Here is a 15,986-nt window from a genome sequence, read left to right on the forward strand (position 1 = left end):
TTATCGCGGGCTGCTTTCCCGGCAACCACGAGAGTGGTGCCGGCGTCTGCACGCGCCGCGGGCGCTCCTGATGAAAAAGCCCGCGGGATGAACCGCGGGCTTCGTCTGGATTGGATTAGGTCAGCAATTACCAGCGCCACCAGCAGCGCCGCACCTTGTAGCGGACGACGTGACGGTGGCCGTGCCGCCAGACGACCCTTTTCGTCACCACGACGCGGCAGACCTGCCTGTGGCCGTGCCAGTGTCTTGCCATGGCAGGCTCCGGCGTGGTGACCGTCATCGATCCCGCCAACACCGCGGCTCCGGTCAGGGCAAGGAAGAACTTCTTCATTAGAATTCGGACTCCTCTGCTCCAGTCCCTTCATCAAGTGTCAGGGCGAGCTAACGTCCAAATGATTGCACCCCGCCCTGATGCCGTCCGCCAGCACCGCATGCAACGCTGAATTGTTACAGGGTCGCCCGCCGGGCCGCCAGTCACAAGCTTGACAGCAGTTAAATCTCTGTTTAACAGGACCACCAACACCGGGTGGCGACGCCCGGTGGTTTCTTTTGCATGGGCAGGACCTCACCGGAAGCCAGTCTGTCGGCGGTCTTGTTCGAACTGACGTGTCCCGTGGGTTTTCCGTCGCGTCGCGTGGAAAACCCTGTCAGGTCTCGAAAACGGAGGCCAGAGGAGGGCGCGTTTCCTTCGCCTGGAGCCATGGGGTTCCGGGTATATTGTCTTGAAAGGGAATGCGATGAGCAAGCGCGAATCCGCGAAATACAAGATCGACCGCCGTCTCGGCGAAAACATCTGGGGCCGCCCGAAGTCCCCGGTCAACAAGCGTGAGTACGGCCCCGGCCAGCACGGCCAGCGCCGCAAGGGCAAGCTTTCCGACTTCGGCCTGCAGCTGCGCGCCAAGCAGAAGCTGAAGGGCTACTATGGCGACGTTTCGGAAAAGCAGTTCCGCAAGGTCTATGAAGAGGCCAACCGCCGCAAGGGCGACACTTCCGAGAATCTGATCGGCCTGCTCGAGTCGCGTCTGGACGCGATCGTCTATCGCGCCAAGTTCGTGCCGACCATCTTCGCTGCCCGTCAGTTCGTCAACCACGGCCACGTCAACGTCAACGGCAAGCGCGTCAACATCGGCTCTTACCGCTGCAAGCCGGGCGACGTCATCGAGGTGCGCGAGAAGTCGAAGCAGCTCGTCATCGTGCTGGAATCGGTTGGTCTGGCCGAGCGCGACGTGCCGGACTACATCGAGGCCGACCACAACAAGATGACCGCGACCTACGGCCGCGTTCCGGGCCTCTCGGACGTTCCGTTCGCCGTGCAGATGGAACCGAACCTGGTCGTCGAATTCTATTCGCGCTGATAGAAGCCAATCGGCGATACCATCCAAGGCCGCCCTCGAGGCGGCCTTTTCTTTGTGTGCCATGTCCGCTAAGCCGGGCCGTAACGAAGACCGTGGGGCATTTGCGCCATGAACATGCTGCCAGATACCAAATCACTTGGCATCAAATCGCTTGAACCGATCGCCGACGAGGACGAGGGCGGGTTTCATCCGCTGTTTCGCGACGTGCCGTCGTCGGTCGAGTTCAACAAGCTGCGCAAGCGGCTCTTGAGGCTTACCCGCCAGGCGATCGAAGACTTCACCATGGTGAAGCCAGGCGAGCGCTGGCTTGTGGCGCTCTCCGGCGGCAAGGATTCTTATGGCCTGCTTGCCCTGCTGCTCGACCTCAAATGGCGCGGGCTGCTGCCGGTCGAGCTGCTGGCCTGCAATCTCGATCAGGGCCAGCCGAATTTTCCAAAACACATCCTGCCGGACTATCTCAGCGCCAACGGCATTGCGCACCGCATCGAGTACCAGGACACCTATTCGGTGGTCACCGACAAGCTACCCGAAGGCAGCACCTATTGCTCGCTCTGCTCGCGGCTGAGGCGCGGGCACCTCTACCGCATCGCGCGCGAGGAGGGCTGCGCCGCCCTGGTGCTCGGCCACCACCGCGAGGACATCCTCGAAACCTTCTTCATGAACCTCTTCCATGGCGGGCGTCTCGCCGCCATGCCGCCCAAGCTGATCAATGACGAGGGCGACGTGATGGTTCTGCGTCCGCTTGCCTATTGCACGGAGGCTGACCTCGAGAAATTCGCCAACGCCATGAAGTTCCCGATCATCCCTTGCGACCTCTGCGGCAGCCAGGAAGGGCTGCAGCGCAATGCGATGAAGGCGATGCTCGACGACATCGAGAAGCGCATGCCCGGCCGCAAGGATACGATGATTCGCGCCATGACCAATGTGCGGCCCTCACACCTGCTCGACCGAAAACTCTTCGACTTCGCCGCGCTCGATGCCGGCCTCACCACAGGGCAAGACATTTCCGATGACATTTGACGACCGCGCGATCGACTGGCTGGCCGACCTTCTCGCCGATGCAGCCAGGGCCGAAATCATGCCGCGCTTCCGCCGGCTGGGCGAGGGCGATGTCCGCCAGAAGACCTCCGCCGCCGATCTGGTGACGGAGGCGGATGTGAACGCTGAACGGCTGATCACAGCCAGGCTGCGTGAGCGTTACCCTTCAGCGATGATCATCGGCGAGGAGGCCTGCTCCGACAATCCGGCCCTGCTCAAGGGTCTCGGCGACGCCGCGCTTGCCTTCGTCATCGATCCGGTCGACGGCACCTTCAATTTCGCCTCCGGCGTGCCGCTGTTCGGCGTCATGCTCGGCGCGGTGGTCGGGGGCGAGACGGTTGCCGGCATCATCCACGACCCGGTGGGCAAGGACTGGCTGATCGGCTCCAAGGGCGCGGGCAGCCATATCCGCCATGCGCATGGCGCGCTGGAGAAGGTGCGGGTTGCCGAACCGGTGCCGATCTCTGAGATGACGGGCGCGGTTTCCTGGCAGTTTCTGAAAGAGCCGGAGCGCTCGCGGCTCGCACGCAACCAGACCAAGGCGTTGTCGCAATTCGGCTATCGCTGCGCCGCGCACGAATATCGGCTGCTGGCCAGCGGCCACGCGCATTTCGTCGTCTACAATAAGCTGATGCCGTGGGACCACCTGGCCGGCGTGCTCATCCATCGGGAAGCCGGCGGCCATGCAGCGCGGATCGACGGCAATCCTTATCTGCCGTCGCATGTCGACGGCAGCCTGCTCGTAGCGCCGGATAAAGACAGCTGGGACGAACTGCGCCGCGAGCTCTGGGCAGATTAGGATCGACGCTGCCGGCGGAGTTCTGACGGTTGACGGAAAGATCGACAGGACCGTAAGCATCGGAGATGCGAATGAGCCCTCGGTCCGCGATGGTCGCTCTTGCTCTTGCCATCGCTATGGTCGCCGGTCTCGACGAAGCGACAGCGCAGCAACGCGCTTGCGGCAACCGCGATCCCATCAACTCCATAGCGGAAATGTCGGCTGCCATCTATGCCTGCTGGCAGCCGCCTCATGGAACTGCTGGTCTATCCTTGACACTACGGTTCTCGCTTCGCCGAGACGGAACACTTATCGGCAAGCCACGCGCCACCTTCTCCGAGTTGGGACCGGACGACAGACTGAATAGAGCTTTCGTTGCTTCCGTCCTCGAGGCTCTCGATAAAGCTCTGCCATTGCTCTTTACTGAAAGCATGGGCGAGGCGATCGCAGGGCGCATACTTTCCCCGCGCTTCACCGCGGCAGCAGAACGCAAATCCTGAATACATCCAACGGCGGGTTCGAGCTCGTCTCTATACCGGTGGGTTGTGCGGCTGGAACAGGCGCCCGCGCTCGGCGACCAAGATCATCAGCAGGGCAGCGACAGACACGCTGCAGAAGCCTGCGGCGAGCGGCGTCACCGTGCCGTTATAGGCTTGGCCGATCAGCGTGCCGAGGAGGCCGCCGAGAAAGGTCTGCATGAAGCCGAGGATGGAGGACGCGGTGCCGGCGAGCTCGCCGAGCGGCTCCATCGCGAGCGCGTTGAAATTCGCGCCGAGGCAGCCGAACGGAACCATCGCACCGGCAAAGAAGGCGATGAACAGCCAGAGCGGCATCTCGATCTCCAGCGAGACGACGAGCCAGATCAGGCTGATGGCGAGGAAGAGCAGCAGCGCGCTTTGCGACAGGCGGCGCATGCCGATCTTGCCGACGAGCCGCGCGTTGAGGAAGTTCGAGAAAGCGAGCACGCCGGCCACGCCGGCGAAGATCAGCGGAAACAGCTCGCCGACATGGAAGACGTCGAGATAGATCTGCTGTGCCGAATTGATGAAGCCGAACATGGCGCCGAAGATGAAGGTGCTGGCGAACGCATAGCAAAGCGCGATGCGGTTGGTGAGCACGATGCGGAAGCCGCCAACGATCGCGTTGACCGTCAGTGGCCGGCGATATTCCGGATGCAGCGTTTCCGGCAGGCGCAGCAGCGACCATGTCGAGACGATCAGCGCGCCGACGGCCATGGTGACGAAGATCCAGTGCCAGGTGGCGAACAGCATGATGAACTGGCCGATGCCGGGCGCGACGACCGGGATCGCCATGAACACCATGAAGATCAGCGACATCACCTCGGCCATGCGGCGACCCTCGAAGGTATCGCGCACGATCGAGACGGCGATGACGCGCGTCGCCGCGGCGCCGATGCCTTGCACGGCACGGCAGGCGAGCAGGATACCAAAGGTCGGAGCAATCGCGGCGGCAGCAACCGCCGCGACATAGATGATCAGGCCGGCGACCAGCGGCGCGCGGCGGCCGAAACGATCCGAGACCGGTCCGAAGAAAAGCTGCCCGCTGCCGAAGCCGAGGATGTAGGCGGTGATGACGTATTGGCGGTGGTTTTCGTTCTCGACGCCGAGCGAGGCGCCGATCTGCTGCAACGCCGGCAGCATGATGTCGATGGCCAGAGAGTTGAGCGCCATCAGCGCCGCGCAGAGCGCGATGAATTCCCAGCGCGGAATGGGCAAGCTGCTTGCCGATTGCTGCGCCACTACCTGCTTGTCCACGGCAAAATCCGATCATCAAACGAACATGCGCCGGATTACCGGCGCATCGATTCGTCCCGTTCCCAAAAAACCTTGAGAACTACAATGCCGAGGTGGGGGCGGCCCCGGAAGTCTTGGCTATGCCCGCTAAACAGCAGGCCTGCGCGAACTCAACTCAGGCGGCGCCTTTGACGCTGACGCCCTTTTCGACCAGGAAGCTCTGCAACTCGCCGGCCTGGAACATCTCGCGCACGATGTCGCAACCGCCGACGAACTCGCCCTTGACGTAGAGCTGCGGAATGGTCGGCCAGTTGGAATAGTCCTTGATGCCCTGGCGCAGCTCGGCCGAGGTCAGCACGTTCACGCCCTTGTAGTCGACCCCGACATAGTCGAGGATCTGCACAACCTGGCCGGAAAAGCCGCACTGCGGGAAGCCGGGTGTGCCCTTCATGAAGAGCACCACGTCGTTGCTCTTTACTTCACTGTCGATGTAGTCGTTGATGCCACTCATGGGAATCCTTTCACGCCTGTGGGAGTCAGGCTCGAAGCATGTCCTTCAAATAGACCCATAGGTTGGCTGAAACAAGACGTTAGCCACGACGCCATCGGAATGGCGCAAGGGATAACGCGATTTTGGGCCAAGCCTGGGTGGCGATCGGGCTCAGTCCGGAACGCTGGTCTGCAGGGCCAGCGCGTGCAGCACGCCGCCCATATTGCCCTTCAGCGCGTCATAGACCATCTGGTGCTGCTGCACGCGGCTTTTTCCCCGGAAGCTTTCCGCAACCACCTCGGCCGCGTAGTGGTCGCCGTCGCCGGCCAGATCGCGAATCGTCACCTTGGCGTCGGGAATGCCTTCCTTGATCAGCCGTTCGATGTCGTGCGCGTCCATTGCCATGCGGGTTTTCCCTGTCTGGGTCTTGATATCATTAGATATGGTCGAAATGGCGGATGGGCTATATCCGAAGGCCGCCAAAACGCCATTCCATCATATCACGGGTCGACGACCTCGTTTGCCATGAAGCGAGGAAACCAGGATTCGTGAGCGGCGGTCAATTCGCTGACCGATACGGCACGTGCCTCTCCGAGTTTCAGGGTGTCGCCGCCGGTCGTGCCGATCCAGGGGGCGAAGATGCCGAGCTTCTCCTGCTGCTGGCGGATCCTGTCCCATTCGCCGCTTTGCGGGTCGATCGAGAGCGTCAACAGATAGCGGCCCTGGTCCTCGCCGAACCAGACCGGGGTCGGGTCGGTGCCGGTGAGCCCCGGAACGGTGGCGCCGATGCCGGAGGCCATCGCCATTTCGGCAAGCGCCACCGCAAGGCCGCCATCCGAAACGTCATGCGCGGCAGTCACGATACCGGAAGCGATAAGCGCTCGCACATGATCACCGACGCGCTTCTCATGCGCGAGATCGACGGGCGGCGGCGGGCCGTCGGCGCGGCCATGGATGTCGCGCATATAGACGGACTGGCCGAGATGGCTCCCCCACGTCGCCGGCGCGCCGACCAGCACGATCATCTGCCCCTCGGCGGCAAAGCCGATGCGGGCCATCTTCGACCAATCGGCGATCAGCCCGACGCCGCCGATGGTCGGTGTCGGCAGGATGCCGCGGCCATTGGTCTCGTTGTAGAGCGAGACATTGCCGGAGACGATCGGGAAGCCGAGCGCGCGGCAGGCATCGCCGATGCCTTTCACCGCACCGACCAGCTGGCCCATGATCTCCGGCCGTTCCGGATTGCCAAAATTGAGGTTGTCCGTCGCCGCAAGCGGCAGGGCGCCGGTGGCGGTCAGGTTGCGCCAGCATTCGGCTACCGCCTGCTTGCCGCCCTCGTAGGGATCGGCCTCGCAATAGCGCGGCGTCACATCGGAGGAGAAGGCGAGCGCCTTGGTCGGATGGCCTTCGACGCGCACCACGCCGGCGTCGCCGCCGGGAAGCTGCAGCGAATTGCCCTGGATCAGCGTGTCGTACTGCTCCCACACCCAGCGGCGCGAGGAGAGATCCGGCCCGCCGAGCAGCCTGAGCAGCGCATCCGCGACGTCGGCCTTCGGCGCATCATCCGCGGCAAGCGGCGCCGGCTTCTTGGATTCGACCCATGGGCGGTCATATTCCGGCGCCTGGTCGCCCAGTTCCTTGATCGGCAGGTTGGCGACCTCGTCGCCCTGGTGCAGAACGCGAAAGCGCAGGTCGTCAGTGGTCTTGCCGACGATGGCGAAGTCGAGCCCCCATTTGTGGAAGATCGCCTCGGCCTCCTTTTCCTTTTCGGGGCGCAGCACCATCAGCATGCGCTCCTGGCTTTCCGACAGCATCATCTCGTAAGCGCTCATGCGCTCTTCGCGCACCGGCACCTTGTCGAGGTCGAGCTCGATGCCGAGATCGCCCTTGGCGCCCATTTCGACCGCCGAGCAGGTGAGGCCGGCCGCACCCATGTCCTGGATAGCGATGACTGCGCCCGACGCCATCAACTCGAGGCAGGCCTCCAGCAGGCATTTCTCGGTGAAGGGGTCGCCGACCTGGACGGTCGGGCGCTTCTCCTCGATCTTATCGTCGAATTCGGCCGAGGCCATGGTGGCGCCGCCGACGCCGTCACGCCCGGTCTTGGCCCCGAGATAGACGACCGGCAGGCCGACGCCCTTGGCCTGCGACAGGAAGATGGCATTGGTCTTGGCAAGGCCGGCGGCGAAGGCGTTGACCAGGATGTTGCCGTTGTAGCGCGGGTCGAAATTGACCTCGCCGCCGACGGTCGGCACGCCGAAGGAATTGCCGTAGCCGCCGATGCCCGAAACGACGCCGGCGACCAGATGCCGGGTCTTGGGATGGTCCGGCGCGCCGAAGCGCAGCGCGTTCATCGCCGCGATCGGCCGCGCGCCCATGGTGAAGACGTCGCGCAGGATGCCGCCGACGCCTGTCGCGGCCCCTTGATAGGGTTCGATGTAGGAGGGGTGGTTGTGGCTCTCCATCTTGAAGACGACGCAGTCGCCGTCGCCGATGTCGACCACGCCGGCATTCTCGCCCGGCCCCTGGATGACCTGCGGACCGCTGGTGGGCAGCGTGCGCAGCCATTTCTTGGAGGACTTGTAGGAGCAGTGCTCGTTCCACATCGCCGAGAAGATGCCGAGCTCGGTGAAGCTCGGCTCACGGCCGACCAGGTCGAGGATGCGCTGGTATTCATCGGGCTTCAGCCCATGCGCGGCGACGAGCTCGGGAGTGATCGGCACGGAATTTGAAATGGTCATGAGCGGCGATTTGTATCCGTGGGAGAGGGGGTTTTCGAGTCTCCTCTTATCGCAAGCTTTGGCGCGATACACCCCACCGGATGACGAAAAACGCCGGAAAACCGTCGCGTCGGCGAGCGCCAGGCCGATAGCGTTCGGTGCGGGCGAGGAAAAGGGCGGGTCAGGAAAAACTGTCGTAGCCGGCGCGGCCTTCGTCGAGGAGGCGCCGGATGACCGCGACGCCGCCGGCGACATCCTGGCTCTGCCGTGGCTGCGAGATGCCGAAGCGGACGCTGTGGAACACCTGCTCGGAGCGGCCTGCCTTGAACTCGTCCTCGTCGTCGATCAGCACGCCCTGCGTCAGGCAGGCATTCTTGAAGGTGCCGGAAAGCCACGGGTCAGGCAAGGTCAGCCAGACGAAGGGCACATTGTCCCTTGTCTTGAAATCGAACCCGGCGAGCATCACGCGCACGGTGGCAAGGCGGGCCTGGATCTCGGCGATGCAGCGCCTGCGGATTTCACGCGCCTGGCCGGAGGCCACCAGCCTCGAGCCGACCTCGGCCAGCAGGAAGGGCAGGCCGCCGGTCATCATCTTGTGCGCGACGCGGATGCGGTGGCGATAGGCCGGCGGGCAGGAGAGCCAGCCGCCGCGCACACCGGCCGCGACCGATTTCGACAGGCCGCCGGCGACGATGGTGCGCTCGGGCGCATATTCGGCCAGCAGCGGCGTCGGATCGTCGGTCAGCTCGCCATAAAGGTCGTCTTCGATCAGCACAACATTGTATTCGCGCGCAATGCGCGCGATCGCCTGCCGGCGTTCCGCCGAGAGCGTCACCAGGGTCGGGTTCTTCGCCGTCGGCATCAGGAACATCATCTTCGGATGCTTCTGAGCGCAGACGCGCTCGAAATCGTTGGGGTCGATGCCTTCGTCGTCCGCCAAGACCAGGACGGTGCGGCGCCCGATCAGCCCGGCGCTGCGCGAGATCTGCGAATAGGTGAGGTGCTCGAAGACGATGTAATCGCCGGGAGTGGTCAGTGCGGCTATTACCGCCATCACGGCGGCATGGGTGCCAAGCGTCGGCACGATTGAATCGGGCAAGGGGCGGAAGGAATTGCGCCCCAGCCAGTGGCTGCCCGCCTCGTACCAGCGTTCGGGAAAATCCCTGGTGTAGCTCGAAATGTCGTGAGGATGATCCTGCGCCGTCCGCGCCAGCACTTCGGCGATGATCGCGCCCTGGCCGACATCGGGCGCGGCAGTGCTGTCGAAGCGCAGCTTGCCGCCTGGCGCATCGATGGCACGCGTGCCTTGGATGGCGGGCTCCAGATCCGCTTTCGGGGTCTCCGTGCGCTGAGCCAGCACATAGGTGCCGCGCCCGACCTCACCGCTTACCAGGCCACGTTCCCGCAACAGCTGATAGGCTCGACCGACGGTGCCGACCGTCGTGCCGATGTCATAGGCGAGGTCGCGCTGCGGCGGCAATTTTGCACCGGCATCGATGACACCCTTGTCGATATCTGACTCAATGCTGTCAGCAAGGCGCTGATACAGAGGGCCGGAGCCGGAAGAGACATCGGGGAGCCAATTTGTCATGGTGACAATTTTCTATATTGCACCGCGATACGAGTCAATCGATATGAAATCGCGGGCAGCAAGGGTACAATTCATCAATTGGTGGAATGAAAGATGAATACAATTGATACATTCCGTGGCGCCGAATTGCATGGGCGCCCCGCGGTTCGCCGCGGGTTTGTCGATCGTATCGTGTTCGTGCTTGGCTCCATCGCCAGACAGGTCGGCCGTATGCTGGAGCGGCGCCGCAGCCGCCTGGCCCTGCTGGAAATGACCGACGAGCAGCTCAAGGACATAGGCGTCTCGCGCTGCGATGCGCACCGCGAAGGCATCAGGCCGTTTTGGGAGTAATCGCCGGGCTTCGGCGGCTACTTCCGCAGCCTGGCGATGCCGTGGTCGGCAAGTACGGCGAGCACGCAAAGTCCGAGAAACAGAGCCGTCGTGGTCAGCGCCGAAATGGCGACGCTGGCCGCACCGTTCTTGGCCACGTCGAGGAACGGGTAGGGCACTTCGCCGGCGAATGGCGCGCGTATCAGCGCGTAGGCGAGATAGGCAAGCGGATAGACCATCCACCAGGAAATGTCGCGCCAGCGCGTGCTGCCGTCGGCGCCAGCGAACAGCCACCAAAGAACAAAGATCAGCGGCGCCACATAGTGCAAGAGGGCGTCGCAGATGAAGAACAGACCTTCGGGCGCCCAAAGGCGCGCGAGCACCGTCGCGTACACGATGAAGACCAGCGTTATGGCGACCGCTACGCCCGCCTGCATGCGCTTCCCGGCAAAGGCCGGGAACCAGGCGTAGCCGGCGGGCGAGACCAGCGAAGCGTGCACCAGCACTGCGGCGATGTTGGTCAGGATGGTGAAGAAGCTGAAATAGAAGATAATAGAGCCGACCGGGCCGCGGCCCGCCGCCATCGACGTCGGTATGCTGATCGCGAACTGCAGGACAAGCGCGAAAAGCCCGACGATCAATCCCGCAATTTGCAGGAACCGGCCCATGGCAGGCTCACGCGGCAGCGGCGCAGGACGGATTGCCGGTTTGCCAGCGGGCGATGTCGGAGCCAATGCGCGCGCCGAGCGGTTCGGCCATCAGCGGCCCGAATACGTCCACCTTGCTGGAATTGCCCTGCGCCTGCACGACCAGCAGCGGCTTGCCGCCATAGTGCTTGGCGGGTACCAGCAGCAAACGTGGCGTGCCGCTGTAGGAATTGAGCTCGTTGGCCATCTGATAGGCTTTGAAGGCCGGGTCCTTGCTGGCGATCCAGCATTTATGCGCGGCGATCGCCACCTGCTCCATGGCAAGCAGCGAGGCGCTCTTGCCCGAAGGCGCCGGCGTGGATTTCGAGCCGGATTGGCAGGACGCCAGCGCGAGCCCGGTGGCGGCCAGGAGAGCTAGGCGAGCAAACGTCAGTCTCATGGTCAGGCCGCCCCGTTGGTCTGAAAGAATTGTTCTGAAAGGAATGTCTGGAAAGGATCAAGCGGCGATGCCGAGTGCGCCTTCGAACAGCGCCCGGCCGTCGCTGCCGCCATGCGCCGCCTCGATCAGGTTTTCCGGATGCGGCATCAGGCCGAGCACATTGCCCTTCTCGCTGACGATGCCGGCGATGTCGTTGATCGAGCCGTTGGGATTGGTGCCTTCGGCATAGCGGAACACCACCCGGCCTTCGCCTTCGAGGCGCGCAAGTGTGTCGGCATCGGCGAAATAATTGCCGTCATGGTGCGCCACCGGCGAGCGGATGATCTCACCCGGCTTGTAACGGCGGGTGAACATGGTGTTGGCGTTGGCGACCTCGAGCTTCACCTGTCGGCAGACGAATTTCAGCGAGGCATTGCGCATCAGGGCGCCGGGCAGCAACCCCGCTTCGACCAGGATCTGGAAGCCGTTGCAGACGCCGATGACCATGACGCCCTTGGCCGCCTTTTCGGCAACCGCCCGCATCACCGGCATGCGCGCGGCGATCGCGCCGCAGCGCAGATAGTCGCCGAAGGAGAAGCCGCCGGGGATGGCGATCAGGTCGACATCGGGAATTTCGGTATCGGTCTGCCAGACGGTCGCCGGCGCCTGCCCGGAAATTTTGGTCAACGCCGCGATCATGTCGCGGTCGCGGTTGAGGCCAGGCAGGAGGACGACGGCTGATTTCATGTTGTTGGTACCCTGGTCGTTTGGGATAACCTGATCCTGCGAGCAAGCAGCGCCAGGCAGAAGTAAAAAAGAAGCGCGATCCCGAGTATCATCAAACCGACCCAGCCCAGACCACTCTTCGGCCCAAACAGAAGATCGTGCCAGTCAGTCGCAAGCCGCGCCGAATCATACAGCATGAGCGCCGCAATCAGTACTCCGGGTAGGGCACATGCCAATCCCAGAACGTGCAGCCCAGGTCCCAAGATCGATTTGCCGCTAAGTCGGTGACCCCACAATGGCGATCTCGCGTCGGCCATCGGCCTCTCCGGCACAACCTCAGGTTATGGCCACACTATAATTCTCAATCACTGTGTTCGCCAGAAGCTTGTCGCACATGGCCTTGAGGTCGGCTTCGGCCTTGGCCTTGTCTGTGCCGGCGAGCTCGATGTCGAACACCTTGCCTTGCCGCACCTGGCCGACGCCGTCGAAGCCCAGACCTGAGAGCGCATGCTCGATCGCCTTGCCCTGCGGGTCGAGCACGCCGTTCTTGAGGGTCACGGTGATGCGGGCTTTCATCGATACTCCTGAGTCATCCTATGCTGCGACGGACCTGCCGTTGCTGGCAGGCCGCTTGCTGTCAGTGCTTCGTGCCCTTCGACGGCTCGGAGGAAGCGACAAGCACCGGACCCGTCGGGCGCGGCGGCTCGTTCTCGTTCATGATGCCGAGGCGGCGGGCGACTTCCTGATAGGCCTCGACCAGCCCGCCCATATCGCGGCGGAAGCGATCCTTGTCGAGCTTGTCTTGTGTGGCGACATCCCACAGCCGGCAGGAATCCGGCGAGATCTCGTCGGCGACGACGATGCGCATCATGTCGCCCTCGAAAAGGCGGCCGCATTCGATCTTGAAGTCGACGAGCTGGATGCCGACGCCCAGGAACAGGCCGGAGAGGAAGTCGTTGACGCGGATGGCCAGCGCCATGATGTCGTCGATCTCCTGCGGGCTTGCCCAGCCGAAAGCGGTGATGTGCTCTTCCGACACCATCGGATCGTCCAGCGCATCGGCCTTGTAATAGAACTCGATGATCGAGCGCGGCAGCACGGTACCTTCCTCGATGCCCAGGCGCTTGGCCAGCGAGCCGGCGGCGACGTTGCGCACCACCACTTCGAGCGGGATGATCTCGACTTCCTTGATCAGCTGCTCGCGCATGTTGAGCCGGCGGATGAAATGGGTCGGGATGCCCATGCGGTTCAGGTGGTTGAAGATGTGCTCGGAAATGCGGTTGTTGAGCACGCCCTTGCCATCGACCACTTCGTGCTTCTTCTTGTTGAAGGCGGTGGCGTCGTCCTTGAAGAACTGGATCAGCGTTCCCGGCTCCGGGCCTTCATAGAGGATCTTGGCCTTGCCTTCGTATATGCGGCGGCGATTTTTCATCTGATTTTTTTCTCTGGATTGGCGGGCAGGCGGCAAGCGACCAGTTCCTGTCCGTCTGCCTAAATTAGTTGCGCCGACGGTGGCGTTCAATGGCGGTGTCTATAGCAATCACAATGTTTGCTCAATCGGCAAATCCTGCCAATCAACCGGTTTCGGGACCGAAATGCCGCAGCGCAGCATGCGATGTAGCATATTGACCGGCCCGCGACCTTTTGGTTTGTGCTTGGCCAGAACGCATTTTTGTCGCCACGCGAATCGGTTTGACCGGAGGGACGTCATGAGCAGCATGAAAGACCGCGAAGAGGGCTTCGAGCGCAAATTCGTCTTCGACGAGGAGCTCCGCTTCAAGGCCGCGGCGCGCCGCAACCGGGCGCTCGGACTGTGGGCCGCCGAAAAGCTCGGCAAGACAGGTGCCGATGCCGAGGCCTATGCGAAGGAGGTGGTTGTCTCCGATATCGAGGAAGCCGGCGACCACGATGTCTTCCGCAAGATCCGCAAAGATTTCGACGCGGCCGGCGTCAACCAGTCGGACCACCAGATCCGCCGCACCATGGACGAGCTGATGGCGGAGGCGATCGAGCAGATCAAGAACGCATAAATATCATTGGACCAATCGACCGCCCGGCCTAGCCGGGCGGTTTTTCTTTGCCTTTGCCGCCGTTTCCGGCTGAAACTGCGCATTGTTAACAAGGAAAGTTCTGATGTCGCTCAAGTCCCGCCTGGCCGCCGACGAAACGCTGTTCACCGCCTGGTCCGGGGTGCCGGACGCGCTGACGGTCGAAATCATCGCCAAGCAGGGCTTTGACGCCGTAACCCTCGACATGCAGCACGGCGGCCATCACGAGGACAGCGTGCTGCGCGGCCTTGTGCCGGTGCTTGCCGCCAACAAGCCGGCGCTGGTGCGCATTCCGGTCGGCCGCTTCGACATGGCAAGCCGCGCGCTTGACTTCGGCGCCGAGGCGGTGATTGCGCCGATGGTGAATTCGGTGTCCGATGCCAGGCAGTTTGCCGCAGCGATGAAATATCCGCCGATGGGCGAGCGCTCCTGGGGCCCGACCTATGCCTTCCCTCGCCATGGCAAGGGCGACCACGCCGAATGGCTGCGCGATAGCAACCAGCGCACCATGGCCTTCGCCATGGTCGAGACGCGGGCGGCCTTTGAGGCGCTCGACGGTATCCTCGATACGCCCGGTATCGACGGCATCTTCGTCGGTCCGTCGGATTTCTCGATCGCTTGGTCGAACGGCACCACCGTCAATTCGACGCTGGAAAGCATGATGGAGACGGTCGCCTCGATCGCCGAGCGGACGCGCAAGGCCGGCAAGCACGCAGCGATCTATGTGATCGAGCCGGCCGTTGCTGGCCGCGTGGTGTCGATGGGCTACCGGCTGCTCGCCATGGGCTCGGACCACACGCTGATTTCGCTCGGCGCGAAAACCCTTTTGAAGAGCATGCGGGATTCGATCGGATCTTGAATTTCGGCTTACCGTTCCAAGCAATTTGCGATCAGGCCTCCGCCGCGGTGGCCGCGACGATCGGCTTGCCGCGCCTGAACCGGCCGAACAGAGCGCCGACTGCCAGAACCCACCAGTTGTTGAAGGCCATCAGCGGCAGCGCCGCCAGGATCGAGCCGATAATGGCGGCAGCGGCGCCGATCGTGGCGGAGCCCGTGGCCAGCAGGGTCCATGATCCCAGCGAGCAGATGACGGGCACATGAACGAGGTAGAGCGGGAACGACAGATCGCCCAGGAAACGTACCGCCTTGCCCGAGAGCCATGAGGGTGGGTTGTCCGTGGCAAGCGTCGCATACACCAGAATGATGCTTGCCGGGATGGCCACGCAGGCCTGCCGCAATTGAGCGTCCAAGCCTGCAACCTCAAGGACGGCGAAAGGTCGGTACACGCCCACAGCCTCTCCCGCATAACCCAGCAGCCCGAGAGCAACTGCAGTGATAACGCTTCTCACCCACGAATTCGGCCGAAATCCCGTCGCAAGCAGAGGGTAGAGCAGGAGGCCGGCAGCAAAGGCGCCAAAGACGAAATTGCCTTGCCAAGCCAGGCATATGCCTGTTGCGACTGCCAGCCATGACAGCAACGGCGAGCGAGCCTGCAGGAAGAAGATGATCGGAGCGAGAGCGAAGACCAGCAGGCTGCCCCAGAACTCGTACACCATGGTCCACAGGCTGGTGTCGTAATAGCTGTCGCCGTCGATGAATGTCAGCCAGGCTCCCTGCAGGAACGCGTCGGCGAAATTGGCGCTCTCTGGCGAAAGTATCCGCGAGGCGCCGCCAAACTTGGCCAGCCAGCCTGATTGGGTCAGGGCGGACGCATCTCTGAAGAAATAAAAATCCAGCTTGAAGAGGATGCAGGACGCCACCACGCTGACCAGCACCGGACCGGCCAGGCGCGGCAGGCGCTTCACCGCGCCGAACAGAAGATCTTCCGCTTTGCGGGTTTCAAAATAGCGTTTCACCAGAACGTAGGACGAAAGCACGAAGAATAAGTACACGGCAGAACGCCCGTTGAAGGCGACAAAAGCCGGGCTCGTTTTGATCGATTGTGAGGCCCGATCTCCGAGACCGACCGCTTGGGGCGCAAAGCCAAGCAAAATGTGCCAGTTCAGAACGACAAAGGCTGCGGCACCCCTCAAGAATTCAAGTGAATGATCCTTGCACAAGGATTTACCTTTTTTGACGAATAGCTCCCTGGTTACGCAATGCGCAGGTATC

Annotated in this window: 19 protein-coding genes; 7 read left to right on the plus strand and 12 right to left on the minus strand. The window is 62.8% G+C overall.

Translation table 11 applies throughout. The annotated features are described in order from the left end of the window. Positions 1-127: 127 nt before the first annotated feature. The gene (locus RFN28_RS10140; RefSeq protein WP_320287211.1) at positions 128-331 is read right to left on the minus strand and encodes a hypothetical protein; all 204 of its coding nucleotides are present in this window, start codon (positions 329-331) and stop codon (positions 128-130) included. A 406-nt stretch (positions 332-737) separates the two neighbouring features. Between RFN28_RS10140 and rpsD the strand changes: the two genes are divergently transcribed. The 4 genes from rpsD to RFN28_RS10160 all read left to right on the plus strand — a co-directional run bounded on the left by rpsD (position 738) and on the right by RFN28_RS10160 (position 3,671). After that, positions 738-1,355 carry a 30S ribosomal protein S4 gene (rpsD, locus tag RFN28_RS10145; protein ID WP_278202326.1) on the plus strand — a complete coding sequence of 206 codons (618 nt, stop codon included), beginning with the start codon at positions 738-740 and terminating at the stop codon, positions 1,353-1,355. A 108-nt stretch (positions 1,356-1,463) separates the two neighbouring features. Continuing rightward, entirely contained in the window at positions 1,464-2,375 is a 912-nt protein-coding gene (gene ttcA / locus RFN28_RS10150) for a tRNA 2-thiocytidine(32) synthetase TtcA (RefSeq protein WP_320287212.1), read from the plus strand. After that, positions 2,365-3,192 carry an inositol monophosphatase family protein gene (locus RFN28_RS10155; protein ID WP_320287213.1) on the plus strand — a complete coding sequence of 276 codons (828 nt, stop codon included), beginning with the start codon at positions 2,365-2,367 and terminating at the stop codon, positions 3,190-3,192. Before ttcA ends, RFN28_RS10155 begins: the two co-directional genes overlap by 11 nt. 71 nt (positions 3,193-3,263) lie before the next feature. Beyond that, the gene (locus RFN28_RS10160; RefSeq protein WP_320287214.1) at positions 3,264-3,671 is read left to right on the plus strand and encodes a UCP034077 family protein; all 408 of its coding nucleotides are present in this window, start codon (positions 3,264-3,266) and stop codon (positions 3,669-3,671) included. A gap of 30 nt (positions 3,672-3,701) precedes the next feature. Here RFN28_RS10160 and RFN28_RS10165 read toward each other — a convergent pair whose 3' ends face one another. The 5 genes from RFN28_RS10165 to RFN28_RS10185 form a co-directional block, all read right to left on the minus strand. Continuing rightward, positions 3,702-4,946: a multidrug effflux MFS transporter gene (locus RFN28_RS10165; RefSeq protein WP_430677697.1), complete on the minus strand. Its 1,245-nt coding sequence runs from the start codon at positions 4,944-4,946 to the stop codon at positions 3,702-3,704. A 154-nt stretch (positions 4,947-5,100) separates the two neighbouring features. Continuing rightward, positions 5,101-5,436, minus strand: a complete 336-nt coding sequence (gene grxD / locus RFN28_RS10170) for a Grx4 family monothiol glutaredoxin (protein WP_040969554.1) — start codon at positions 5,434-5,436, stop codon at positions 5,101-5,103. Positions 5,437-5,586: 150 nt separating this feature from the next. Further along, positions 5,587-5,820, minus strand: a complete 234-nt coding sequence (locus RFN28_RS10175; protein ID WP_023674714.1) for a BolA/IbaG family iron-sulfur metabolism protein — start codon at positions 5,818-5,820, stop codon at positions 5,587-5,589. A gap of 95 nt (positions 5,821-5,915) precedes the next feature. Continuing rightward, a complete protein-coding gene (gene purL, locus RFN28_RS10180; protein WP_320287215.1) occupies positions 5,916-8,156 on the minus strand; it encodes a phosphoribosylformylglycinamidine synthase subunit PurL in 2,241 nt (746 codons plus the stop codon). A gap of 160 nt (positions 8,157-8,316) precedes the next feature. Then, the gene (locus RFN28_RS10185) at positions 8,317-9,726 is read right to left on the minus strand and encodes an aminotransferase-like domain-containing protein (RefSeq protein WP_320287216.1); all 1,410 of its coding nucleotides are present in this window, start codon (positions 9,724-9,726) and stop codon (positions 8,317-8,319) included. Between the two features lie 93 nt (positions 9,727-9,819). On the opposite strand from RFN28_RS10185, the gene RFN28_RS10190 reads away from it, so the two are divergent. After that, on the plus strand, positions 9,820-10,056 hold the full coding sequence (locus RFN28_RS10190; protein ID WP_320287217.1) for a DUF1127 domain-containing protein: 237 nt from the start codon (positions 9,820-9,822) through the stop codon (positions 10,054-10,056). Between the two features lie 17 nt (positions 10,057-10,073). On the opposite strand, the gene RFN28_RS10195 is transcribed toward RFN28_RS10190, so the two are convergent. The 5 genes from RFN28_RS10195 to purC form a co-directional block, all read right to left on the minus strand. Further along, positions 10,074-10,703 (minus strand): Pr6Pr family membrane protein, encoded by a 630-nt coding sequence (locus RFN28_RS10195; RefSeq protein ID WP_320287218.1) that lies wholly within the window; start codon positions 10,701-10,703, stop codon positions 10,074-10,076. A gap of 7 nt (positions 10,704-10,710) precedes the next feature. Further along, positions 10,711-11,121 (minus strand): hypothetical protein, encoded by a 411-nt coding sequence (locus tag RFN28_RS10200; protein WP_320287219.1) that lies wholly within the window; start codon positions 11,119-11,121, stop codon positions 10,711-10,713. A 57-nt stretch (positions 11,122-11,178) separates the two neighbouring features. After that, complete coding sequence (gene purQ / locus RFN28_RS10205; RefSeq protein WP_320287220.1) at positions 11,179-11,847, minus strand: phosphoribosylformylglycinamidine synthase subunit PurQ; 669 nt, start codon at positions 11,845-11,847, stop codon at positions 11,179-11,181. Positions 11,848-12,162: 315 nt separating this feature from the next. Continuing rightward, positions 12,163-12,402, minus strand: a complete 240-nt coding sequence (purS, locus tag RFN28_RS10210; protein WP_320287221.1) for a phosphoribosylformylglycinamidine synthase subunit PurS — start codon at positions 12,400-12,402, stop codon at positions 12,163-12,165. Between the two features lie 61 nt (positions 12,403-12,463). Next, a complete protein-coding gene (purC, locus tag RFN28_RS10215) occupies positions 12,464-13,258 on the minus strand; it encodes a phosphoribosylaminoimidazolesuccinocarboxamide synthase (RefSeq protein WP_059185109.1) in 795 nt (264 codons plus the stop codon). A gap of 277 nt (positions 13,259-13,535) precedes the next feature. On the opposite strand from purC, the gene RFN28_RS10220 reads away from it, so the two are divergent. Continuing rightward, entirely contained in the window at positions 13,536-13,856 is a 321-nt protein-coding gene (locus RFN28_RS10220) for a DUF1476 domain-containing protein (protein WP_320287222.1), read from the plus strand. Positions 13,857-13,959: 103 nt separating this feature from the next. Then, a complete protein-coding gene (locus tag RFN28_RS10225; RefSeq protein ID WP_320287223.1) occupies positions 13,960-14,733 on the plus strand; it encodes an HpcH/HpaI aldolase family protein in 774 nt (257 codons plus the stop codon). A 31-nt stretch (positions 14,734-14,764) separates the two neighbouring features. Here RFN28_RS10225 and RFN28_RS10230 read toward each other — a convergent pair whose 3' ends face one another. Continuing rightward, positions 14,765-15,934: an acyltransferase family protein gene (locus tag RFN28_RS10230; RefSeq protein ID WP_320287224.1), complete on the minus strand. Its 1,170-nt coding sequence runs from the start codon at positions 15,932-15,934 to the stop codon at positions 14,765-14,767. Between the last annotated feature and the right edge of the window lie 52 nt (positions 15,935-15,986).

Source organism: Mesorhizobium album (genome assembly GCF_033977205.1).
GTDB classification, from domain to species: Bacteria; Pseudomonadota; Alphaproteobacteria; order Rhizobiales; family Rhizobiaceae; genus Mesorhizobium; species Mesorhizobium album.